Annotated in this window: 20 protein-coding genes and 2 pseudogenes; 12 read left to right on the top strand and 10 right to left on the bottom strand. The window is 71.6% G+C overall.

The features are described 5' to 3' along the window. Positions 1 to 135 precede the first annotated feature (135 nt). Positions 136 to 1,362 carry an MFS transporter gene (locus OG332_RS38060; RefSeq protein ID WP_327417696.1) on the bottom strand — a complete coding sequence of 409 codons (1,227 nt, stop codon included), beginning with the start codon at positions 1,360 to 1,362 and terminating at the stop codon, positions 136 to 138. Positions 1,363 to 1,999: 637 nt separating this feature from the next. Between OG332_RS38060 and OG332_RS38055 the strand changes: the two genes are divergently transcribed. Next, on the top strand, positions 2,000 to 3,262 hold the full coding sequence (locus OG332_RS38055) for an MFS transporter (protein ID WP_327417695.1): 1,263 nt from the start codon (positions 2,000 to 2,002) through the stop codon (positions 3,260 to 3,262). Between the two features lie 149 nt (positions 3,263 to 3,411). On the opposite strand, the gene OG332_RS38050 is transcribed toward OG332_RS38055, so the two are convergent. From OG332_RS38050 to OG332_RS38030, 5 genes and pseudogenes are all read right to left on the bottom strand, one after another. Next, on the bottom strand, positions 3,412 to 4,986 hold the full coding sequence (locus OG332_RS38050) for a hypothetical protein (RefSeq protein ID WP_442816270.1): 1,575 nt from the start codon (positions 4,984 to 4,986) through the stop codon (positions 3,412 to 3,414). A 136-nt stretch (positions 4,987 to 5,122) separates the two neighbouring features. Then, complete coding sequence (locus OG332_RS38045) at positions 5,123 to 5,317, bottom strand: hypothetical protein (protein WP_314251510.1); 195 nt, start codon at positions 5,315 to 5,317, stop codon at positions 5,123 to 5,125. Between the two features lie 98 nt (positions 5,318 to 5,415). Continuing rightward, positions 5,416 to 6,012: an ATP-binding cassette domain-containing protein gene (locus OG332_RS38040; RefSeq protein WP_442816269.1), complete on the bottom strand. Its 597-nt coding sequence runs from the start codon at positions 6,010 to 6,012 to the stop codon at positions 5,416 to 5,418. Beyond that, positions 6,009 to 6,170, bottom strand: a pseudogene (locus OG332_RS38035) (ABC transporter substrate-binding protein); the annotation flags it as partial. The gene OG332_RS38040 and the pseudogene OG332_RS38035, both read right to left, overlap by 4 nt. Beyond that, the gene (locus tag OG332_RS38030; protein WP_327419590.1) at positions 6,113 to 6,334 is read right to left on the bottom strand and encodes a hypothetical protein; all 222 of its coding nucleotides are present in this window, start codon (positions 6,332 to 6,334) and stop codon (positions 6,113 to 6,115) included. The pseudogene OG332_RS38035 and the gene OG332_RS38030, both read right to left, overlap by 58 nt. Before the next feature lie 181 nt (positions 6,335 to 6,515). Here OG332_RS38030 and OG332_RS38025 point away from each other — a divergent pair, with 181 nt between their 5' ends. Continuing rightward, positions 6,516 to 7,475, top strand: coding sequence for a fibronectin type III domain-containing protein (locus OG332_RS38025; protein WP_327417694.1), 960 nt, complete (start codon positions 6,516 to 6,518; stop codon positions 7,473 to 7,475). Positions 7,476 to 7,538: 63 nt separating this feature from the next. Then, positions 7,539 to 9,632: an ATP-binding protein gene (locus OG332_RS38020; protein ID WP_327417693.1), complete on the top strand. Its 2,094-nt coding sequence runs from the start codon at positions 7,539 to 7,541 to the stop codon at positions 9,630 to 9,632. A gap of 158 nt (positions 9,633 to 9,790) precedes the next feature. On the opposite strand, the gene OG332_RS38015 is transcribed toward OG332_RS38020, so the two are convergent. Continuing rightward, positions 9,791 to 9,976 carry a DUF5999 family protein gene (locus OG332_RS38015; protein WP_327417692.1) on the bottom strand — a complete coding sequence of 62 codons (186 nt, stop codon included), beginning with the start codon at positions 9,974 to 9,976 and terminating at the stop codon, positions 9,791 to 9,793. 156 nt (positions 9,977 to 10,132) lie between these two features. Here OG332_RS38015 and OG332_RS38010 point away from each other — a divergent pair, with 156 nt between their 5' ends. Beyond that, positions 10,133 to 10,570 (top strand): SRPBCC family protein, encoded by a 438-nt coding sequence (locus OG332_RS38010; protein WP_327417691.1) that lies wholly within the window; start codon positions 10,133 to 10,135, stop codon positions 10,568 to 10,570. 63 nt (positions 10,571 to 10,633) lie between these two features. After that, on the top strand, positions 10,634 to 11,428 hold the full coding sequence (locus OG332_RS38005) for an LppU/SCO3897 family protein (RefSeq protein ID WP_327417690.1): 795 nt from the start codon (positions 10,634 to 10,636) through the stop codon (positions 11,426 to 11,428). 48 nt (positions 11,429 to 11,476) lie between these two features. Here OG332_RS38005 and OG332_RS38000 read toward each other — a convergent pair whose 3' ends face one another. After that, the gene (locus OG332_RS38000; RefSeq protein ID WP_327417689.1) at positions 11,477 to 12,706 is read right to left on the bottom strand and encodes an acyl-CoA dehydrogenase family protein; all 1,230 of its coding nucleotides are present in this window, start codon (positions 12,704 to 12,706) and stop codon (positions 11,477 to 11,479) included. Between the two features lie 216 nt (positions 12,707 to 12,922). Here OG332_RS38000 and OG332_RS37995 point away from each other — a divergent pair, with 216 nt between their 5' ends. Further along, on the top strand, positions 12,923 to 13,567 hold the full coding sequence (locus tag OG332_RS37995; protein WP_327417688.1) for a TetR family transcriptional regulator: 645 nt from the start codon (positions 12,923 to 12,925) through the stop codon (positions 13,565 to 13,567). A gap of 209 nt (positions 13,568 to 13,776) precedes the next feature. On the opposite strand, the pseudogene OG332_RS37990 reads toward OG332_RS37995, so the two are convergent. Then, positions 13,777 to 15,357: pseudogene (locus OG332_RS37990) on the bottom strand (IS1182 family transposase). A 51-nt stretch (positions 15,358 to 15,408) separates the two neighbouring features. After that, positions 15,409 to 15,972: a peptide deformylase gene (gene def, locus OG332_RS37985; RefSeq protein WP_327417687.1), complete on the bottom strand. Its 564-nt coding sequence runs from the start codon at positions 15,970 to 15,972 to the stop codon at positions 15,409 to 15,411. A 123-nt stretch (positions 15,973 to 16,095) separates the two neighbouring features. On the opposite strand from def, the gene OG332_RS37980 reads away from it, so the two are divergent. From OG332_RS37980 to OG332_RS37955, 6 genes are all read left to right on the top strand, one after another. Then, on the top strand, positions 16,096 to 17,334 hold the full coding sequence (locus OG332_RS37980; protein ID WP_327417686.1) for a MurT ligase domain-containing protein: 1,239 nt from the start codon (positions 16,096 to 16,098) through the stop codon (positions 17,332 to 17,334). 28 nt (positions 17,335 to 17,362) lie between these two features. Beyond that, entirely contained in the window at positions 17,363 to 18,091 is a 729-nt protein-coding gene (locus OG332_RS37975) for a type 1 glutamine amidotransferase (protein WP_030841891.1), read from the top strand. 215 nt (positions 18,092 to 18,306) lie between these two features. After that, a complete protein-coding gene (locus tag OG332_RS37970) occupies positions 18,307 to 19,332 on the top strand; it encodes a 6-phosphofructokinase (protein WP_327417685.1) in 1,026 nt (341 codons plus the stop codon). 89 nt (positions 19,333 to 19,421) lie between these two features. After that, entirely contained in the window at positions 19,422 to 20,378 is a 957-nt protein-coding gene (locus tag OG332_RS37965; protein ID WP_327417684.1) for a cytochrome c oxidase assembly protein, read from the top strand. Positions 20,379 to 20,410: 32 nt separating this feature from the next. Then, entirely contained in the window at positions 20,411 to 20,569 is a 159-nt protein-coding gene (locus tag OG332_RS37960) for a hypothetical protein (RefSeq protein WP_327417683.1), read from the top strand. Between the two features lie 84 nt (positions 20,570 to 20,653). Further along, positions 20,654 to 21,364 (top strand): lysophospholipid acyltransferase family protein, encoded by a 711-nt coding sequence (locus tag OG332_RS37955; protein ID WP_327417682.1) that lies wholly within the window; start codon positions 20,654 to 20,656, stop codon positions 21,362 to 21,364. The last annotated feature ends 10 nt before the right edge of the window (positions 21,365 to 21,374 follow it).

The raw sequence follows: 21,374 nt of genomic DNA, 5'->3' as shown, positions 1-21,374 counted from the left end.
CCACGAGCCGCGGTCGAGGGCGCATGCGGCCCTGCCGTTCGTTCACCGGCACGGTCACGTGCGGAGCCGAGGCCGAGGTCGCGTCCCGGGACGCGGACTCGGCGCCGGAAAGCCGCAGGCCGCAGGCCACTGGGGTCAGCCCTCGCGCACGGGCTCCGGCCGCGCACGGGCGGGCGCCTCGGCCCGACGCCCCCGGCCTGCGGAAACCCTCGACAGGACGACCAGGGCCAGGGCGACCAGCTCCAGGCACCCGCCCGCCCACGCGAGGGCGGCCGGCGAGAGCCGGTCGAGCACCGCCCCGCCGACCGCACCGCCCAGGGCCACACCGAGGTACGACGCGGAGCTGTTGACGGAGATGGCCACGCTCGGGGCCGTGGGGGCCAGGTCCAGTACGCGGTGGATGGCGGTGGGGGGTTCGGCCCAGTAGACCGTTCCCCAGGCTGCCGTGGCGGCGAGGAAGACCGCCGCCACGGCAGCCGACTCGGAGGCGAAGCAGCTCGCCAGTACCGCCAACAGCGCCATGGCCGCCGTGACGCCCGACACCGAGGCGGTGAAGGTGCGTTCCGCCCCGATGCGGTCGCTGAGCCGGCCGCCGACCGCGTTGCCGACCGCGCCGGCGACACCGAACACCAGCAGGACGACGCTCACGCCGGCGTCGTCCATGCCCGTGGTGGCACGGGTGAAGGCCGCCAGGTAGGTGAAGACGGTGAAGCAGCCCGCCACCGCGAACAGGTTGGCCAGGACGGCCAGCAGGACCGGACGCTGCGCGCCGATCCGCACCCGGTCGCGCATGCTGACCACCGGTGGCTGCGGCACTGCGGGCAGCACCAGGAACAGGCCGATGAACACGGGCAGGGCCAGCACCACGACGAGTGCCAACGTCAGGCGCCAGCTGCCGAGTTGCCCGACCAGCGTGCCGCCGGGCACACCGAGCGCCGTGGCCACCGTGAGCCCGCCGATGATCAGCGACACCGCCCGGCCCCGGTACCGCTCCCCCGCGAGTGCCGTGGCGGTGGCCGCGGCGGTGTTCATGTAGAGGGCGGCACTGATCCCGGCCAGGATCCTGGCCCCCATCAGCACCCCGTAGGTGGGGGCGAGCGCGCCCAGCACGTTGGCGAGCAGGAAGGCCGGCATCGAGCCGCGCAGCATGACGCGCCGGGACAGGCCGGCGGTCAGGGTCATCAGGACCGGCGCGCTGATCGCGTAGCTGAGCGCGAAGGCCGTGACGAGCTGTCCGGCCACCGGTTCGGACACGTCCAGTTCACCGGCGATGCGCGGAAGAATACCGCTGATGACAAATCCGTCGGTGCCGACGGCAAAGGAGCCGATCGCAAGAAGCGCCAGAATCACCTTGTGGGGCATGACGCCTCCCGGGGGCCCTGGATTCCCGAGCCCGCTTTTCAAGTAGAGCCACTCTCGTGAACGGCTTTGCGACCGGGGTGTTCCGATCAACGTACCAGCAGGAAAGTCCTGGCAATAACGGAATCGACGTGAGGGTGATCACCTGGCCCGATGACTGAAAAGCATCGCCCTGTCAGCGACTTGATCGGCGAAGAAGGCCGATTTTCAGTCAAAATCCGAGCCTCACCGGCAGGTTCGGCTCATATGCGACGGGCCGGCCGTCACATTAGGACCGCTTGTCAACGCCCAATTTCGACGAAGTTCCCCGGCGGCAATCCGATCGGCATTCACTCCAGCAGTGGACTGAGTCACACGAGGAGGCGCATTCGGCCCGGAATGATTAACATCGAACACCGGTCCTTTGAGCATGCCGACGTGCACTCAATTCAGAACCGTCGATTCACCCACGAGTCATCGCAGACAGAAGAATCGGTCAGCCGGATCACCGTGCCCGAAAGGGACCGCCCCGGCCGTGCACCACGTCCAGGAGGAACACAGCAATGCCGCACGGAACGTCTCCGACCGGCACGCCGGGCCGCCACGCGGGGGAGCCGCGCCCGGCCGACGCCCTGCGCACGGACACCGGGTGGACCTTCACTTGAGTACGGACGTCCGCGCGGCGCTCGCGAAACGGCGGCTCGGCGCACCGTACGAGCTGCTGCTGTTCGCCTTCGTCGTGTCCGGACTCGGCAACTGGATCTACCGGCTGGCGCTGCCGCTGATGGTGTTCGAGCTGACCGGGTCGGCGCTGAACACCGCGGTGGTGTACGCACTGGAGTACGCGCCGCTGCTGTTGCTCTCGCTGCCGGGCGGCGTGATCGCCGACCGGCTCGAGCGGCGGCGGATCCTGGTCGTGGGCGACCTGACGGCGACGGTCCTCGCGGGGATCCTCGCGCTCATCGTGACGTCGGGGTCCTCCTCGGTGCTGCTGGTCTACCTGGCGGCGTTCCTGCTCGCGTGCGTGGAACCGCTGTACTACCCGGCCTTCCAGGGGATGGTCCCGGACCTGGTCCGCAACGAGGAACTGGAGCGCGCCAACGCCTGGATGCAGATGGGCGACAACGTGATGGGCCTCGCCGGCCCCGCCGTGGCCGGCGTGCTCGTCGCGGCCGTCGGCTACGAGGGCGCGATCTGGGCGGACGCGGGCACGTTCGCGGTGTCGGCCCTGGCCGTGCTGGCCGTCAGAACCCGGTCGGAGCCGCCCGCCGCGCGGTCGGCGGAGCCGGTACGCCGCGACCTGCGGGCGGAGGTGAGGGACTCCCTGGTCCACATCGTCCGGGACAACCGGCCCCTGCTCAGCGGGGCGGTCCTGTTCGCCCTCGCCAACCTGGGCACCTGGCTGGTGCAGGCCAACCTCGTCTACTACCTGAGCGACTACCAGGCGATGTCGCCCGCCCTGGTCGGGGTGGTCTTCGCCGCGCAGGGCGCGGGAGCGGTGCTGGGGGCCGCCGCCTGCCCGTGGCTGGGCCGCCGTCTCGCGCCCGGCCGGGTCGTCATCGCGGGGACGGTGCTCGCCGGCGCCGGGATCGTCCTGCTGATCCCGCTGCGGGACGTCGTCTGCATCTCCCTGCTCTGGGCGCTGATCTACGGCATCGGCACCGTGAACATGGTGAGCTGGTTCGTCCTGCGCCAGCGCACCGTGCCCGCGCAGATGCTGGGCCGGGTGGTGGCGACCACCCGGATGATCGCCTTCATGTCGATCCCGGTCGCCTCGGTGCTGGGCGGTGTGCTGGAGCAGCGGTGGCACAACATGTACCTGATCATCGCGATCGCGGGCGGGCTGCGTCTGCTCGTCGGCCTGGGCGCTCTGTTGTCCCCGCTCAACTCGTCGGCCGGATGGCGAGATCCGGCCGGTTCCTGACCGCGGGGCCGGGCCCGGACGTGCGTGAGCCGCCCACCGCGGAACGTCCGCACTGCGGGCGGCTCACGCGCTCGGTCGAGCGCCGGACCGGTCCTGACCGGAAGCGGTCGGATGCGCGTCGGTCCTCCCCTGCCGCCGGTCCCCCGGCGTCAGCTGTCGCGGACCGCGATGATGCCGTTGAAGACGCCGACGTACGCGGTGCCGTCGGGGCCGAGGGTGATCGGGGCCCAGTTGTTGTCGTAGAGCGGGCCGGTTCCGGTCAGCTGTCGCCAGCGGCGTTCACCGGTGCGGAAGTCCACGGCCGTGAGGTACCAGCCGTCGATGCCCCAGAAGTTGGGCTCCTTCTCGTAGAAGTAGAGCAGCCCGTTCGCGGTCGAGAGCTTCGGGACCACGGAGGGAGCCCGGATCGCGCTCTCCCACACCGTGTGGCAGCCGCTGCCGTCGGCCCGGACGTCGATGCGGGTCACGCCGCCCACGACCGACTTCCCCAGCAGGAGGGTGGTGGGGTTCTCGTAGCCGTGGTTGTTCTCGACGACGATGCTGTTGCCCCAGGTGATCAGGGAGTTGTCGGTGGTCGAGGCACCGGAGCCGAACACCGGCACCTTGCAGACCAGCCGCCGGTCGGCCGGGACGTCCGTGCCCCGCTTGTAGACCAGGACGTTCATCCGGTCGTCGGCGTTGTCGGTGATGGCGACGTAGCCGTTGCCGAAGAGGTCCGGGGTGGTTCCCGAACCCTGGTTGACGGATCCGGGCTTGGCGGCGGTCCCGCGGTCGTACGTCTGGCGCCACTGCACCTCGGGGGTGCCGTCGGCGGCGGCGCGGAAGCCGTAGAGCGCGTGGTCGGAGACGATGGAGACGCCGTCCTCGGCGACCGAGAAGGAGTTCTGTATCTCCTCGCCCGGCAGCCGGACGGAGCGGATCTGCGAGGTCGCCGGGTCCACGGTGCCGACCCGGCCCTGGCGGGTGACCCACCAGATGCGGCCGTCCCAGTCGGGCATCACGGAGGTGACCGGGTCACAGGTGCCGCTGGGCCGCAGGTTGGTCCAGGTCACGCAGTCGTGCGGGACCTGGCCGGTGAGGTCCCAGTCGTCGTCGACCGTGAACTTCCAGCTCCCGCCTGATTCGTCAGGGGTCCAGGAGTGTGCGAGGCGCAGGATGTGCTGGCGGGAGTCGGCCAGCACGGCCCGGTCCTGGTCGTCCAGGTAGAAGTAGGGGCCGCCCGAGGTGTCCTTGAAGATCTTCGCGAAGTCGAGCGAGGTGATCGCCTCGACCGCCGAAGAGCGCTGCGGGAGCTGGTACTCCGCGAGCGTGGCGAGCGTTCGCGGCTCCAGGAGCTTGACCTTGAAGCCCGAGAAGGTGCCGCACACCGTGACGAGGCGGCCGCCCGCGTCGAAGGTGGCGGTGGCGCATTCGCCGCCCAGCGCGGCGATCTTCTCGCTGGTCACCTGCAGGTTCTTGCCGAGCGGCCCCGACCAGGGGACCGTGGCGCTGCCCGCCGCGTCGGAGTGCATGCCGCTGCGGCCGTTGGGCGCGAGGTGGGGATGCTGCGGCAGCGCCTCGCCGGGCAGCGGAACGGCGGCCGCGGGGCTGCCGTCGTAGTGGCTGATCAGGCGGTGGCCGGGGGCCTTGGGTATCTCCTCGGCCTGGGCCGGCGAGCCGCCGTACATCACCGTGAAGGCGGCGACGACCGGCACCACGGCGCAGTTCAGCGCTCTTCGGGACATCCGGACTTCCTCCCTGCCTCTTCGGTCTTGTTGACATTGCGTCTGACATCGCGCCGCGGCCAGACGCTAGATCGCAGTGCCCGAGGAGTCCATGGATGCGCCGGATGATTCACGAAGGCGCAACAGTGGATCAAGGTCAGGGGTGGAGACTGGAGACCACGTTCGCGGTGGCCGTCAGTCCGTTGTGGATGGTCGCGGCCATGCTGCTGCTCGCGAGGTAGAAGCCGAGCAGTGCGCAGACCAGCGCGTGCGAGAACTTGAGCCCGCCGCTGCGCAGGAAGATCCAGGCGAGGATGAGGAGCAGGACGACCACGGAGAGGGAAATCACCATCGAAACCTCCTTACTCGCCGTCATGGTGGCGCAGGAGGGGGTGCCTTCGGGCGAAACACGTGTCCGCCGTACGGGTGTTGACCGTCCGTGACGGGCGGTCAGTCCTTGACGATCTCGCTCCAGTGGGTCGTGCGACCGCACCAGCGGCCGAGCAGCACCGGATCGTGGCCGACCGCAAGGAGTCCGGCCCCGCTCTCGGCGCGGTACTCCTCGACGACCGCGACCAGGGCCGCGGCGGTGGAGGCGTCCAGCATCGCGGTCATCTCGTCGCACACCAGCCAGCGCGGCCGCAGCACCAATGCCCGTGCCAGGCAGGCGCGTTGCAGCTGGCCGTCGCTGACCTCGTGGGGACGCCGGGCGAGCAGGTCCGCGCCGAGGCCGACCCGCTCCCCGATGACGTCGGCGACGGGCTGGCGCATGACGGACGAGGTCCCGAGGTCGCCGGTGACCGCCGAGGTGAGCCAGTCCCACCAGCGCGGGACCAGCGCCCGGTCGACGCCGAGGTTGGCACGGAGCCGGTCGAGTTCGGCCTGCGAGGCGGTGAGCCCCGCGGTGCCGGCGTAGGCCTTCACGGGGTCGAAGGGGGACAGCGCGGCGACGGCGAAGACACCGAAGGTGACGGCGAGGAGGACCGGGGCGGCGAGGAGCGTCCGCCGCCCCGCCATGCGCGCCATCGGCCCCCAGGGGAGGCTCACCTGTCCCTCGGCTTCCAGCTCTCCACGTTCCACCAGGGGCCGGAGCCGAGGCCGTGGTCGTGCGGCTCGACCTGGGTGGTGAGCCCCTCCCAGCGGTCGTTCACGACGTACAGGTGGTCGATGTGGGTGAGGAAGACGTAGCCGGGGTTCTTGACGAGCCCAGCAGCGGGCTGAGGCTCTCCGGCTCGGTCGCTATGCCGACCACCACCGAGTCGGCGCCGCCCGCGCCGGTGGCGCCGGGGCGGGAACACGCCGCCACGCCCGTGATGAGTGCGGCGGCCAGGGTCGCCCTGGCCGCTCCCCGTACCGTCCGGGCCGTCATGCTCTGCACATCCCTGTTCAAAATCATCCGCTATTGCAAAGAGCTAGCAATAGTGCCGGACAGGATCGGAAGAAGACGAACCGGGACACATCGCCGATGGCCGGGCGCAGGGGTCTTGCCGGGGCCGCTCCGGCCGTGCCATATATGTCTAGACCTTTACGGCAGCGGAGGAAGGCACCCCGTGCGACGCAGAGCCGCCCCCACGCTCGCCCTCTGCCTGGCCCTCACCGGCTTCACGGGCCTGACCGCGTGCACCTCGCCCGACACCGAACCCCCGCCCGCCCCGGCCGGACTCACCGCTCAAGCGGGCAGCGCCACCACCGTGCACGTCATGTGGAACGCGGCGGCGGACCGGGACGGGGTGACCGGCTACCGGGTCTTCGAAGGGGACCGGCTGGTCCGCGAACTCCCGTCCGGGACCACCATGGTGGACGTCACCGGCCTCGCCCCGCAGACCGGTTACGCCTTCACGGTCCGGGCCGAGGACGCCGCCGGGAACCTCTCCGAACCCGCCCCGGCCGCCCGGGCGACCACCCCTGCGGCCAAGGCCGAGGACCGCACGGCACCCACCGCCCCGGCCACGACCACCGGTCGCGCGACCGGGCCCCGGGCCGCCGCGCTGTCCTGGACGGCGGCGACGGACGACACGGGCGTGACGGCGTACGACGTCTACCAGGGCGGCGTCCGGATCCACACCGCCGGCCCCGGCGAGAGCGGCACCGTGCTGAGCGGCCTCCGGCCCGACACCGTCTACACCTTCACCGTCCGGGCCCGGGACGGGGCCGACAACTCCTCCCCCGACGGGCCGGCGGTCGACGTGACGACCCCGCCCGCCTCCGGCGACGGGCCGGGCACCGCCCCCGCCGAGTTCGGCGCGGCCGCCTCACCGGGGGCGGTCACGCTCACCTGGACCGCACCGGACACGGGCCGCGCGACCACCGAGTGCGAGCTGTACGTCAACGGACGCGCCACGACCGTCATCCAGTTCGGTGCGGGCGCCGTGCCCAGCGGCCGGGTGGAGCACCGGCTCACGGTGGCGGAGCCGACCGGCACCGAATGGGCCGTGAAACTGCGGGCCAGGCTGCCCGACGGCAACTGGGGCGCCTTCTCCGCGGAGCGGCGGATCACCCTCGTGGCGTGAAATTACGGCACCGATCCGGCCCGAACGGCACGGTCGGATAAGAAGATCACGCACAATACATCCGTGTTCGGTGAGTACTCGGTCAATGACAATCAGGCAGAATCCGCGGACGACGACCCCCCTCCGGGTTCCTGCGCGCCGGGGAACCTGCCTCCGGAACCGGCCAGCTTCGTAGGGCGGGAACGCGAACTCCGGCTCCTCGGCGACCTGTTGCATGAGCGGAGGCTGATCACGCTCACGGGGGTGGGCGGGGTCGGCAAGTCCCGGCTCGCCCTGCGGGCCGTCGCCGGTCCCCGCCAGCTCCGGCCCGACGGCGTCTGGTGGGTGGAACTGTCGCCGCTGCGCGATCCCGGCCTGCTCACCGCGACCGTCGCGCACGCCGTCGGCCTCGCCGACCACTCCCCGCGCCCGCTCGACGAGGAGTTGTGCGCGTGGATGGCCGACCGGCGGCTCCTCCTGGTCCTGGACACGTGCGAGCACCTGGTGGCCGCCTGCCGCCACCTGGTCGGCGAACTCCTGCAGTCCGCACCGGGGCTGACAATCCTGATCACCTCCCGTGAGCCGCTCGGCAGCCCGACCGAGGAGGTCGTCGAAGTGCGGCCGCTGCCCTGCGAGGGACCCGACAGCGACGCCCTCGCCCTCTTCCGGGCCCGCGCCCTCTCCGCGACCCCGCAGGCGGAGGCCGTCTTCACCGATCCCGTACGGACCGCGCTCGCGGCCAAGGTGTGCCGGCGCCTGGACGGCATCCCGCTCGCACTGGAACTCGCGGGCGCCCGGCTGCGGTTGTGGACCCTGGAGCAGACGGCCGAGCGGATCGGCGAGCGCTTCGAGGTGCTGTCGGGCGTCCGGGCCGCCGTGCCGACCCGGCACCAGACGATGCGGACCACGATCGGCTGGAGCCACGAACTGTGCGCGCCGCTGGAACGGCTGCTGTGGGCCCGGCTCTCCGTCTTCACCGGCGACTTCGACGTGGCCGCGGCCCGCGCGGTCTGTGCCGGCGGCCCGCTGCCCGCCGCCCGGGTGGAGCGGGTCCTGGCGGGACTGGCCGCCAAGTCGGTGGTCCTGCGCTCCGACGAGCGGGGGGCCGGCGCCCGCTACCGGATGCTCGACACGATCCGCGAGTACGGGCACGACTGGCTGGGCGAGCTCGGCGAGGCGCGGCTCGTGAGCGATCGCCACGCCCACTGGTACGCGGCGCTCTCCCAGGCCGCCGACCGGGGCTGGCTCGGCCCGGGGCAGGTGGACTGGTACCGCAGGATCACCGCCGAGCACGCGCAGTTGCGTACGGCCCTGGAGCACCTGCTCACCGCCGACCCGACGGCGGCCCTGGAGATGGCCGGGGCGCTGTGGTTCTACTGGTTCGCCTGCGGGCACGTGCACGAGGGCCGGGGCTTCCTGGAACGGGCGCTGCGGGCCGATCCGCCCACGGGGGCCGCGTACAACCAGGCCCAGTGGGCCCTCGGGCTCACGCTGCTGCTCCAGGGCGACATGGACGCGGCCGGGCGGATCGCCGAGGAGTGCACGCAGGACGCGGCCCGGCTCGCCGACCCCGAGCGGGAGCTGCGCGCGGCCTATCTGCAGGCGGTGGCGGTCCTCATGCCCGGCGACCCCGTCCGGGCCCTGGGGCTGGCCGGCCCACGGGCCAGGGCGGGCCACGGCGGGCGGACGAGCGGTCCGGGCTGGCTGCTGTGCAAGCTGGCCACCGGCTACGCCCTGTGCGACCAGGGGCGGTTCGAGGAGGCGACCGACGAGGCACGGGCCCTGCGGGAGGCGTGCGCGGAGCTCGGCGAGCGCTGGCTGCGGGCGTACGCGGACTACATCCTGGCGGTGGCCGCACTGGGCCTGGGCGACCACGGGGAGGCGGCCCGGCACGTACGGGCGATGCTGTCCGGCAAACGGCTGCTGGGCGACCGCTTCGGCATCGCGCTGGGCCTGGACCTGCTGGCCGCGGCGGTGGCCGGGCTGGGCGACGGGGAACTGGCGGCGCGGCTGCTGGGCACCGGGCACGCCTGGTGGCGCACGGTGGGCCGGCCTCAGATGGGCTCGCCCTCGCTGACGGCCCTGCGGGACCAGGGCGAGCGGCAGGCCCGGGCCGCGATCGGCGACGCCGCGTACGAGACGGCGTTCCTGGGCGGCGCGGCGACGTCCACCGGCTGAGCAGCGGCCGGTGGACGCTGTGCGTACTGGATCGGCTTCGTCGGGGCTCCCGTCAGTACGGGAGGGGTCTGCCCGACGGTGTGCGCAGGTCCAGGTCTCGGGGGGCGGGCTTGGGGACGGGCTTGCGGATCAGCTGCTGGCGCATGCTGCCTCCTCGCTCAGACCAGGGCCGGGCGGCGGGGTTCCACCGTGCGGCTGTCGGGGAGCAGTTCACCGGTGTCGTCGAAGATCACGACCCCGTTGCACAGCAGGCTCCAGCCCTGTTCGGGGCGGGAGGCCACGATGCGGGCGGCGTCGTGATCGGCGCTGTCGGCGGATGGGCAGGGTGGCTGGTGGGAGCACATGGCGCACCTCCTCGCAAAGTGGGGCGGGAGGGCCGGTGGTCACCCGGTCGATTCCGCGATCCACGGTGGCTGGTGAGTATTGCTGATCGCCACCCCCGGGCGGAACCCATATCCGCCGCCCAGTTCACGGTGTGTATGCCCGATTACCATGCGCTCATGCCCGGTATCCGGATCGTTCACCGTACGTCCCGGCCGCCCGCCGAGACCTGGCTGCGGCTCACCGACTGGGAGCGCCACGGCGCACAGGTCCCCTTCACGCGGACGATCATCGACACCGCGCCCCCGACGCACGCCGGAACGATCTTCACCGCGCGCACGGGTGTGGGCAGGATCACTTTCGACGATCCCATGGAGGTCGTGCTGTGGCAGCCCCCGGCGGAGGGCTCGCCGGGGCTGGTCCGGCTGGAGAAGCGCGGCCGGTCGGTGACGGGCTGGGCGGAGATCGAGACCCGGCCCCTCGCCTCGGGCGGCACGGAGGTCCACTGGCGTGAGGAACTGCGCCTGCGCGGCCTCCCCCGCGCCCTGGACCCCGTGGTCGCGGCGGCGGGCCGGTTCCTCTTCGGGCGGGCCCTCGCCCGGCTGCTGCGCTCCTGAGGACGCGGGCTAGGGTGCCGTGATCACCGCGCCGGTGATCACTACGCGACCGAGGAGATCTCCGTGGCCACTCCGCCACCGCCGCAGCAGGGCGCCGGGGGCCCGTACGGCCCGCACAACCCCTACAGCGCGCCCGCCCCGACCGTCCCGCCGGTCCCGCAGCAGCCCGGCCCGGCCCGGCCCGCGTACCAGGGAGCCCAGCCGTACGGCGCGTACGGCGCGTACGGCGCCCATCCGCAGCCCGGCCGGTACGGCTGCACCCTGTGCGGGGCCTGGCCCGCCGCGCCCGCGACCGTACGCGGCCACCAGGGCATGATCGTGCTGATGCGGTCCCTGAGCCTGCGCGGGCCGTTCTGCCGCGACTGCGGACTCGCCACCTACCGCCGCATGTCCTCGGACACCCTGTGGCAGGGCTGGTGGGGTCCGCTCTCCTTCTTCATCACGCCGGTGACCCTGCTGATGAACCTCGGCCCGCGAGCGGCCTTCCGCCGGCTCGCACCCCCGACGGGCGGCTTCCGGCCCGCGCTCGACCCGGGCAGGCCGATGTGGCGCCGGGTGCCGGTCCTGCTCTTCCTCGTACCGCTGCTGCTGCTCTTCCTCGCGGTCCCGACCCTGGTCGTGATCGGCGCGGTGGTCGGGGACGACACGCCGCGCCCGTTGACCTCCGGGCAGTGCGTGCGCAACAAGGGCGACTGGACGGACCAGAAGCTCGTCGTCACGGACTGCGCCTCCCCGGCCGCCGAGTACCGGGTGCGCCGGCCGACGGCCGCCACGGGGCCCTGCGCCTCCGGCGACTACCTGGCCCGCCCCGAGTACAGCCCCGACGGCACCCTCTACTGCCTGACGCCGCTGCGCTGAGGCGCGGGGTGCGGGGCAGCGCCCCCCACCCCGTACGGGGCCGCTCGCCTAGCGGATCGGCATGCCGGAGATCGTGCGGGCGATCACCAGCCGCTGGATCTCGCTGGTCCCCTCGAAGATGGTGTAGATCGCGCTGTCCCGGTGCATGCGCTCCACCGGGTACTCGCGGGTGAAGCCGTTGCCGCCGAGGATCTGGACCGCCTGCGCGGTGACCTTCTTGGACATCTCGCTCGCGAACAGCTTCGACATCGAACCCTCGGCCGAGTCGAACGGCCGGCCCGCGGCCGCCATCCAGGAGGCCCGCCACACCAGCAGCCGGGCCGCGTCGATCTGCGTCCGCATGTCGGCGAGCTGGAAGGCCACGCCCTGGTTGTCGATGATCGGGCGGCCGAACTGCGTACGGGTCTTCGCGTAGTCGAGGGCGACCTCGTACGCCGCGCGCGCCGTGCCCACGGCCATCGCGCCGACCGCCGGCCGGGAGGCCTCGAAGGTGGCCATGGCCGCGTTCTTCACGCGCTCCCCACCGCCGCTGCGGGCGCGCTCGTGGGCCCGCGCGAGCCGCTCGTCCAGCTTCTCCTTGCCGCCGAGCAGGCAGGAGCCGGGGATCCGTACGTCCTCCAGCACCACCTCGGCGGTGTGCGAGGCGCGGATGCCGTGCTTCTTGAACTTCTGGCCCTGGGACAGCCCCGGGGTGTTCGGCGGCACGATGAAGGAGGCGTGCCCCTTGGTGCCGAGCGCGGGGTCGACGACGGCCACGACGATGTGGACGTTGGCGATGCCGCCGTTGGTCGCCCAGGTCTTGGTGCCGCTCAGCACCCACTCGTCCTTGGCCTGGTCGTAGACCGCGCGGGTGCGCATCGAGCCGACGTCGGAGCCGGCGTCCGGCTCGGAGGAGCAGAAGGCGGCGACCTTCACGTCGTCCGGGGTGCCGTACATCTGCGGGATCCAGGTGCCGATCTGCTCCTCGGTGCCGTTGGCGACGACGCCGATGGCCGCGAGTCCGGTGCCGACGATGGACAGGGCGATGCCGGCGTCGCCCCAGAAGAGCTCCTCCATGGCCATCGGGATGCCGAGGCCCGTCGGGTCGAAGAACTGCTGGGCGTAGAAGTCCAGCGAGTAGATGCCGACCTTGGCGGCCTCCTGGATGACGGGCCAGGGAGTCTCTTCGCGCTCGTCCCATTCGGCGGCCGCGGGGCGCATCACGTCGGCGGCGAAGCCGTGGATCCAGTCCCGTACCTGCTTCTGGTCGTCGTTCAGCTCCATGGTGAACTCCGCCATGTCCCCTCCACCTGTCTGTACTCGTCCATGCGGAAGTTACTAGCGGTAACCTACGCGAAGACCACAGTCTGTTACCGGCGAGTAAGGGCTGTCAAGCACGGAAGATCCGGACAACGGCACCCGGCGGGACGGCCACCGATTCAATCGCCGGGGTGTACCGGGTGTTACGTTGCGTGGGCGTCAGGCACATCGCAAGGGCGGGGAGAGAAACACGTCATGGAGACCACTCAGCAGGCCGGCGAACCGGGAGCGGCCGAGCGCCGCCGTCGGGAGCTGCTCGAAGCCGCCGACCGGGTCGTGCTCAGGGACGGCCCGAAGGCCTCCATGAACGCCATCGCGGCGGAGGCCGGCATCACCAAGCCCATCCTGTACCGGCACTTCGGGGACAAGGCGGGCCTCTACCAGGCACTCGCCGTACGCCACACCGACGCCCTGCTCGATTCGCTGCGGGCCGCGCTCGACGCCCCCGCCGAGCGCCGCCGCCGGGTGGAGGCGACCCTCGACACGTATCTCGCCGCCATCGAGGCCCGCCCACAGGTCTACCGCTTCCTCATGCACCCGGCCGAGGACTCCCACAGCGCGGAGCGCGGCTTCGACGTCGGGCTCCACTCGGCGCCGCTGCTGCGCCGGCTCGGCGAGGAACTGGCCAAGGTGATCGGCGAGCGGGTGGACCTCGGGCGCGGCGGCGAACGGCTGGCCCGGGTCTGGGGCCACGGCATCGTCGGCATGATGCACGCGGCCGGCGACTGGTGGCTGGGCGAGCGGCCCTGCGAACGCGCCGAGCTCGTCGCGGGCCTCACGGACCTCCTCTGGGGCCGCCTCTCCTCCGCCGGCAACCGCGTGGACGGCCCGGGCTTCTGACGAACCCGCCGCCCCCTTTTCCGCCCGAGGGCACGTCAGGCTCCGCCGGGCCAAACCAGCCTCGTCAGGGTCCCCTTGGACCTTGGCCGGGAAAGCCCGGCCTCGCCGGGGCTGGGTTTGGCCCGGCGAAGCCGAAAGCGCGGGCCTAGAACGCTCCTGAAAATCTTGTCTGAGGGGCCGTCCGGTGTTGGGCTGGGTGGCTCCTCGCGTTATGCGGTGGCCGGGGTGATCGTCCAGGTGCCGCCTGTGCGGGTGAGTCCGAGGTTGATCAGGCGGCGGAGGTTGAGGGCGGCGGCGCGGTTGTGGAGCCAGGTGTTGTTCTTGATGACGCCTCGGTAGGGGACGCGGCGGTTGCCTTTGGCGACGAGCCAGGCGATGGCACGCTCGACCGGTGGTCGCCATCGGCGGTACTCGGCCTGCCAGTGGGGGTCGGTGGCGGCCTGGTCGCGGGCGGCTTTGAGCAGGTCGTACTGGGCGTGGACGCTGAAGACACGGCCGGTCTTGGAGCGGGTGCAGCGGTCCTTGAGCGGGCAGGTGGCGCACAGTTTCTTGAACTGGGCCTGGCGTGCGCCGTTGGCCAGTGGCCGGCCGAGCCGTGCGGTGTGTCCGGCGGGGCAGGTGACGTGTCCCTGTTCGGTGTCGACGGTGAACTCATCGGCGGTGAACCCGCCGGGGACCGCCGGTTTGAGCGGTGGGGGCTTCAGGACCAGGTCGTGGCCCAGGTCCTGGAGGTGTTCGCGCAGGTCGCCGGTGCCGTAGGCGGCATCGCCCAGGGCGGTGACCGGCGCGTCCTCGTCGGCGAGGAGGTCGCGGGCGACGGCTGCCTCGTGGTTGCCGGCCCCGCTGCCGGCGGTCAGCGCGACCTCGGTGAACACTCCCGCCTCGGGCTAGAAGGCCACGTGGGCGCGGAATCCTTCCTGGTGGCGGGTCCGGTTCTTGTGGATGTGACGGGCTTCGGGGTCGACCGTGGACACGGTGCGGTCGCGGACGGTGCCCCGGGCGATGCGCCAGCGCCCGTCGCGGCCGTCGGAGTCGTCGGCGGGCTCCACGTCCTGGCCCGCGACCAGGGCCAGCAGCCCGACGGCGTTCGCCGCGGCTTCCCCGAGTTCCTGCTCGGGCAGGCGGCCCAGCAGGTTCAGTGCGTCGGTGACCAGGGCGTCGACCAGGCGGGTGCGGGCCTGCTCGTCGTTCCACGCGATCTTCGGCTTGCCGGGGTCGGTGTAGTCGTGGGCGGTGCACCAGGTCGCGGCGGTCCGCTCGGCGTGGGGGACCTCGCGGATGACCCTGCGGATCGCGGCGATGAGCTGGGTGACGGTGTCCTGGGTGGCGACCGCGTCATCCAACACGGTGGAGTCCAGGGCACGGCGCTGCTTGCCTTTGAGGACGCCGGTGGCCGCGATGACCTCTCTGACCTTGTGGAACAGCCGGTTCGGGTCACTGGAGCGCTGCAGGCGGCGGCGGAAGTAGGTCAGAAGGGACGGATCGAACGCAGTGTCGTGCAAGCCGAGCCCGCAGGCGGCCTTCCACCGCAGGTCACAGCGCAGTTCCTGAACGACCTCGAAGTCGGAGAGCCCGTGCAGGCTCTGCAGCACCACCGTCACGGCCAGGACCTGCGGCGGCAGCGACGGCCGCCCGTTCGTGGACGGGTACATGTCCGCGAACATCGACCCGGGGAACAGCACCCCGCGGTGCTCGGCCAGGAACGCGAACACACCCCCGGCCGGGATCAACTCCCGGCAGGTCTCCCACACGTCCTCGCCGACGCTCTCGCCATCCCATTCCCCCTGCATACACAGCAGTCTGGCCCCGCGTCAGCACACGCGAGGCCAGAACCCAGATTTTCAGTGATCTTCTAGCCGCAGCGAGAGGGCGGACCAGGGGGCCTTGCGGATCGCCCGCCGCAGGCGACGGGCCCGCAGTCCGCTCACGCGGTCCGCGTACACGGTCCCGTCGAGGTGGTCGCATTCGTGCTGCAGGCAGCGGGCGAAGAAACCCGTACCGGAGATCCGTACGGGCGCCCCGCCCGAGGTGACCCCCTCGACGACCGCCCGGTCGAAGCGCGCCGTCCCGGCCTCCAGCCCCGGCAGGGACAGGCAGCCCTCGGGCCCGAGGAACTCGTCCCCGTCGGCCTCCACCAGCCGCGGGTTGACGATGTGCCCGACGTGGCGGACGTCCTCGTCGTCGGGGCAGTCGTAGACGAAGACCCGCTTCCCGACGCCGATCTGGTTCGCGGCGAGGCCGACGCCCTCCGCGGCGTACATCGTCGCGAACATGTCCTCGATGAGCCGGTCGAGGTCCGGTCCGAATTCGGTGACCTCCGCGCAGGCCGAGTGGAGCACCGGATCACCCAGCAGGCTCATGGTGCGGACGAGGCCGGTGGTACCGGGAATGGGGCGCTGTCGCATGGCCGTAAGCCTACGACGGGCGACTATATGAGGAGATCCGCGACGGGGCGGGGGCGCCGCGGTCAAGGCTCCGGCCGGTACTGGATAGGCTGGGGCCGACCGACGCAAGGAGGACAAGGGACGATGGCAGGCAACACGGAGCCGCTTTCGCCGCGGGCCAAGCTGGCCGTGACGGCGGGCAAGGCCGCGGCGGCGGTGTCGCGGGCCGCGGGACGCGGAAGCGGATCGGTGATCGGAGGCAAGGTCGCACTCAGGCTCGACCCCGATCTTCTCGCCGCGCTGGCGCAACACCTCGACGTCGTCCTCGTCTCCGCGACGAACGGCAAGACCACGACGACCCGGCTGATCGCCGAGGCCCTGCGGGCCAGCGGCCCCGTCGTCTCCAACGCCCTCGGGGCCAACATGCCGGCGGGCATCACCTCGGCGCTGGCCGGCGGCTCGGACGCCAAGTACGGCGTCATCGAGGTCGACGAGAAGTACCTCGCCGGAGTGGCCCGGGACGTCACCCCCAAGGTGATCGCCCTGCTCAACCTCTCCCGCGACCAGCTGGACCGCGCCGCCGAGACCCGCATGCTCGCGGAGAAGTGGCGCGAGGGCCTCCAGGGATCCAAGGCGGTCATCGTCGCGAACTGCGACGACCCGCTGATCGTCTGGTCCGCCTCCTCCTCGCAGAACGTGGTGTGGGTCGCGGCCGGCCAGGAGTGGAAGGACGACGCCTGGTCGTGCCCCTCCTGCGGTGGTGTCATGCAGCGCCCGGGCGACGACTGGTTCTGCGGCGAGTGCGGCTTCCGCCGCCCGGCGCCGACCTGGGTGCTCTCCGGAGACCACGTCCTGGACCCGCACGGTTCGGCCTGGCCGATCCACCTCCAGCTGCCGGGCCGCGCCAACAAGGCCAACGCCGCCACCTCGGCCGCCGTCGCCGCCGTCTTCGGCGTTCCGCCGCAGGTTGCGCTGGAGCGGATGTACCAGGTGCAGGCCGTCGCCGGCCGCTACGACGTGGTGACCTTCCAGGGCCGTGAGCTGCGGCTGCTGCTCGCGAAGAACCCGGCGGGCTGGCTCGAAACGTTTTCGCTGATCGACCCGCCGCCGACCCCGGTGATCCTCTCGGTGAACGCGCGCGGCGCCGACGGCACCGACACCTCCTGGCTGTGGGACGTGGACTACCCGCGCCTGGCCGGCCACCCGATCTTCGTGATCGGTGACCGCAAGCTGGACCTCGCGGTCCGGCTCGAGGTCGCGGGCCTGGACTTCCGGGTGTGCGAGACCCTCGACGAGGCCGTGCAGCTCGCGCCGCCCGGCCAGATCGAGCTGATCGCCAACTACACCGCCTTCCAGGACGTCCGCCGCCGCGTCGGCAACTAGGCCCGTCAGAAACGCAGAGGACAAGAGCATGAGCGACAACAGCCTGCGTCTGGTGTGGGTCTACCCCGACCTGCTCAGCACGTACGGAGACCAGGGCAACGCCCTCGTCGTGGAGCGCCGGGCCCGCCAGCGCGGCCTGGACGTGCAGCGCGTGGACGTGCGCAGCGACCAGCCGATCCCCACCTCGGGCGACATCTACCTGATCGGCGGCGGCGAGGACCGGCCGCAGCGCCTGGCCGCGGAGCGGCTGCTGCGCGACGGCGGCCTGGAGCGCGCCGTCTCGAACGGGGCGATCGTCTTCTCCGTCTGCGCCGGGTACCAGATCCTCGGCAAGGAGTTCGTCAACGACCAGGGCCAGCGCCAGGAGGGCCTCGGCCTGCTGGACGTCGTCACCCTGCGCGGTGAGGGCGAGCGGTGCGTCGGCGACGTCCTCGCCGACATCGACCCGCGCCTGGGCCTGCCGCAGCTGACGGGCTTCGAGAACCACCAGGGCGTCACGCACCTCGGCCCGACGGCCAAGCCGTTCGCGCGGGTGACGATGGGCCGTGGCAACGGCACCGGCGACGGCACCGAGGGCGCGTACAACGACACGGTGTTCGGTACGTACATGCACGGCCCCGTGATGGCCCGCAACCCGCAGATCGCGGACCTGCTGCTGAAGCTGGCCCTCGACGTGAACGCGCTGCCGGCCATAGACGACCGGTGGTACGAGGCGCTGCGCGCGGAGCGCATCGCGGCCGCCACGCAGCCCGCGTAGCGCCCTGCGGGCCGCTCATCGGGGCGGCCCCGCCATCATGTGTTCGGCCCGGTTTTCCCTAGGGGGAACCGGGCCGACGTGGTTTCGTACGACGAGTGCGACCAGCATGTGGAGGATGGTTCAGCCCACTGCTCCACCGCTTGTAGGGTGGCCGTAGTTCCAACCGGACGACGTGGTCCGGTCGCCGGCCCACGTTGCAAAGGTCTCTCCCTGCCATGCGCATTGGTGTGCTCACTTCCGGTGGCGACTGCCCCGGCCTCAACGCCGTCATCCGATCCGTCGTGCACCGCGCCGTCGTCGACCACGGCGACGAGGTGATCGGCTTCCTCGACGGCTGGAAGGGCCTGCTGGAGGCGGACTACCGCAAGCTCGACCTCGACGCCGTCGCCGGCATCCTGGCCCGCGGTGGCACCATCCTCGGCTCCTCCCGGGTCCAGCCCGCGCACCTGCGCGACGGCGTGGAGCGTGCCCGCGGGCACGTCGCCGACCTCGGCCTCGACGCGATCATCCCGATCGGCGGCGAGGGCACCCTGAAGGCCGCGAACCTGCTGTCGCAGGCCGGTCTGCCGATCGTCGGTGTCCCGAAGACCATCGACAACGACATCGCCTCCACCGACGTCACCTTCGGCTTCGACACCGCCGTCGGCGTGGCCACGGAGGCCCTGGACCGCCTGAAGACCACCGCCGAGTCCCACCAGCGCGTGATGGTCGTGGAGGTCATGGGCCGCCACACCGGGTGGATCGCCCTGCACTCGGGCATGGCGGCGGGCGCGCACGCGATCGTCGTACCGGAGCGCCCCTTCGACATCGAGGAGCTGACGGCGATCGTCGGCGAGCGCTTCTCCGCGGGCAAGCGGTTCGCGATCGTCGTGGTCGCCGAGGGCGCCAAGCCGCGCCCCGGGTCGATGGACCTGGCGGAGGGCGGTGTCGACATGTACGGCCACGAGCGGTTCGCCGGCATCGGCAACCGGCTCGCCGTGGAGCTGGAGCACCGCCTGGGCAAGGAGGCCCGGCCGGTGATCCTGGGCCACGTCCAGCGCGGCGGCACGCCCACCGCGTACGACCGGGTCCTGGCCACCCGCTTCGGCTGGCACGCGGTGGAGGCCGCGCACCGCGGCGAGTTCGGCATGCTGACCGCGCTGCGCGGCACGGACATCGAGATGGTGCCGCTCGCCGAGGCGACCTCGACCCTCAAGACGGTTCCTGCCCAGCGGTACGACGAGGCCCAGACGGTTCTGTAACCGTATGCCCGTTACGGCCGCCCCCGCGCGCAGGAGCGTGCGGGGGCGGCACTACTGTGGTGGGGCGCCACGGTCAAGGGAGTGAAGAGATGGATCACAGCGGGCACGGCATGGACATGAACATGGACCTGCCGCCCTTCACTCTCGGACGCGGACTGGAGTTCTCCTTCGACGCGTTCTTCCTGATCGGCTCGCTGGTGGGGCTCGCCCTGTACGCGTGGGGCGTGCTGCGGCTGCGCCGGCGCGGGGACTCCTGGCCGCTGGGCCGGACCATCGCCTTCACCGCGGGCGTGCTGACCGTGGTCCTCGTGATGTGCACCAAGCTGAACGACTACGGCATGGTCATGTTCAGCGTGCACATGGTCCAGCACATGGTGATCAGCATGGTCACCCCGATCCTGGTGCTGCTGGGCGCACCGGTGACGCTGGCGCTGCGCGCGCTGCCGCCCGCCGCCCGCGGCCACAAGGGCCCGCGCGAGCTGCTGCTGGCGCTGCTGCACAGCCGGTACATGCGGGTGGTCACCCACCCCGCCTTCACGATCCCCATGTTCATCGCGAGCCTCTACGCCCTGTACTTCACCCCGCTCTTCGACTTCCTGATGGAGAGCCGCACCGGGCACATCGCGATGATGGTCCACTTCCTCGCCGTCGGCCTCATCTTCTTCTGGCCGATCATGGGCATCGACCCGGGTCCGCACCGTCCGGGTTACGTGATGCGGATGCTGGAGCTCTTCGCCGGCATGCCCTTCCACGCCTTCTTCGGCATCGCCCTGATGATGGCGAGCCAGCCGATGATCAAGACGTACGCGAACCCGCCGGCCTCCCTCGGCATCGACCCGCTGCTCGACCAGCAGTGGGGCGGCGGCATCGCCTGGGCCTTCAGCGAGATCCCCTCGGTGCTGGTCCTGATCGCGCTGGTCTACCAGTGGTACCACTCCGAGCAGCGGGCGGCGAGGCGCTCCGACCGGGCCGAGGACCGCAACGGCGACAAGGAGCTGGAGGCGTACAACTCGTATCTCGCCTCGCTCCAAGCGCGTGGCCAGTAGCGGAACGGCACTGTCGCGCGTCACCATGGGGCATGACCGGATCCGTTAAGGCGATGGCCGTCATGACCTTCGCCGCACTGGTGGCCGTTGCCACGTACTCCGTGGCCCTCGGCAGCAACGGCTGGCTGTGGTTCGGCTGGGTGGTGCTGGGGCTGCTGACCGCCGGGATGGCCGCCTCTCGCAATGGCTGAGGAAGGTTCCCACCGCCCCCTCCAGCCCGTGGCTCACCGTCCGTAAACTGGCGGTGACAACGGGATATCGACGGGAGCGGCCTGGTGTTCTACCACTTGCTCAAGCACGTGTTGCTCGGTCCTCTGCTGCGGCTGCTGTTCCGGCCCCGGATCGAGGGGCTGGAGAACATCCCGGCGGAGGGTGCCGCGATCGTCGCGGGCAACCACCTGTCCTTCTCCGACCACTTCCTCATGCCCGCGATCCTCAAGCGGCGGATCACCTTCCTCGCGAAGGCCGAGTACTTCACCGGGCCCGGCGTCAAGGGCCGGCTCACCGCCGCGTTCTTCCGCAGCGCAGGACAGATCCCGGTGGACCGGTCGGGCAAGGACGCCGGACAGGCGGCGCTGCGCGAGGGACTGGCGGTGCTGGCCAAGGACGAACTGCTGGGCATCTACCCGGAGGGGACGCGCTCGCACGACGGGCGGCTCTACAAGGGGAAGGTGGGCGTGGCCGCGATGGCCTTGGGCGCCGGGGTGCCCGTGATCCCCTGCGCGATGGTCGGCACCTTCGAGATCCAGCCGCCCGGGCAGAAGATCCCGAACATCCGGCGGGTGACGATCCGCTTCGGCCGGCCGCTGGACTTCTCCCGGTACGCCGGAATGGAGGGCGAGCGGGCGATCCTGCGGGCGGTCACCGACGAGATCATGTACGCCATCCTCGAACTGTCCGGCCAGGAGTACGTCGACCGGTACGCGGGCGAGGTGAAGGCCGAACAGGAAGCCGAACGGAAGAAGGCCCGGCGCTCCGCGCGCTGAGCCTTCTCCC

Source organism: Streptomyces sp. NBC_01233, from assembly GCF_035989305.1.
Lineage (GTDB): Bacteria > Actinomycetota > Actinomycetes > Streptomycetales > Streptomycetaceae > Streptomyces.
Note: the sequence above shows the minus strand (reverse complement) of the source record. Positions and strands in the feature narration are given on the sequence as shown.

What these genes read in the sequence shown, in the direction of transcription:
- OG332_RS38060 (WP_327417696.1), bottom strand. Translation starts at nt 1,362, where the DNA reads ATGCCCCACAAGGTGATTCTGGCGCTTCTTGCGATCGGCTCCTTTGCC.
- OG332_RS38015 (WP_327417692.1), bottom strand. Translation starts at nt 9,976, where the DNA reads ATGTGCTCCCACCAGCCACCCTGCCCATCCGCCGACAGCGCCGATCAC.
- OG332_RS38030 (WP_327419590.1), bottom strand. Translation starts at nt 6,334, where the DNA reads ATGACGGCCCGGACGGTACGGGGAGCGGCCAGGGCGACCCTGGCCGCC.
- def (WP_327417687.1), bottom strand. Translation starts at nt 15,972, where the DNA reads ATGCGACAGCGCCCCATTCCCGGTACCACCGGCCTCGTCCGCACCATG.
- OG332_RS37965 (WP_327417684.1), top strand. Translation starts at nt 19,422, where the DNA reads ATGGATCACAGCGGGCACGGCATGGACATGAACATGGACCTGCCGCCC.
- OG332_RS38045 (WP_314251510.1), bottom strand. Translation starts at nt 5,317, where the DNA reads ATGGTGATTTCCCTCTCCGTGGTCGTCCTGCTCCTCATCCTCGCCTGG.
- OG332_RS37970 (WP_327417685.1), top strand. Translation starts at nt 18,307, where the DNA reads ATGCGCATTGGTGTGCTCACTTCCGGTGGCGACTGCCCCGGCCTCAAC.
- OG332_RS37975 (WP_030841891.1), top strand. Translation starts at nt 17,363, where the DNA reads ATGAGCGACAACAGCCTGCGTCTGGTGTGGGTCTACCCCGACCTGCTC.
- OG332_RS38010 (WP_327417691.1), top strand. Translation starts at nt 10,133, where the DNA reads ATGCCCGGTATCCGGATCGTTCACCGTACGTCCCGGCCGCCCGCCGAG.
- OG332_RS38000 (WP_327417689.1), bottom strand. Translation starts at nt 12,706, where the DNA reads ATGGCGGAGTTCACCATGGAGCTGAACGACGACCAGAAGCAGGTACGG.
- OG332_RS37995 (WP_327417688.1), top strand. Translation starts at nt 12,923, where the DNA reads ATGGAGACCACTCAGCAGGCCGGCGAACCGGGAGCGGCCGAGCGCCGC.
- OG332_RS37980 (WP_327417686.1), top strand. Translation starts at nt 16,096, where the DNA reads ATGGCAGGCAACACGGAGCCGCTTTCGCCGCGGGCCAAGCTGGCCGTG.
- OG332_RS37960 (WP_327417683.1), top strand. Translation starts at nt 20,411, where the DNA reads ATGACCGGATCCGTTAAGGCGATGGCCGTCATGACCTTCGCCGCACTG.
- OG332_RS38050 (WP_442816270.1), bottom strand. Translation starts at nt 4,986, where the DNA reads ATGTCCCGAAGAGCGCTGAACTGCGCCGTGGTGCCGGTCGTCGCCGCC.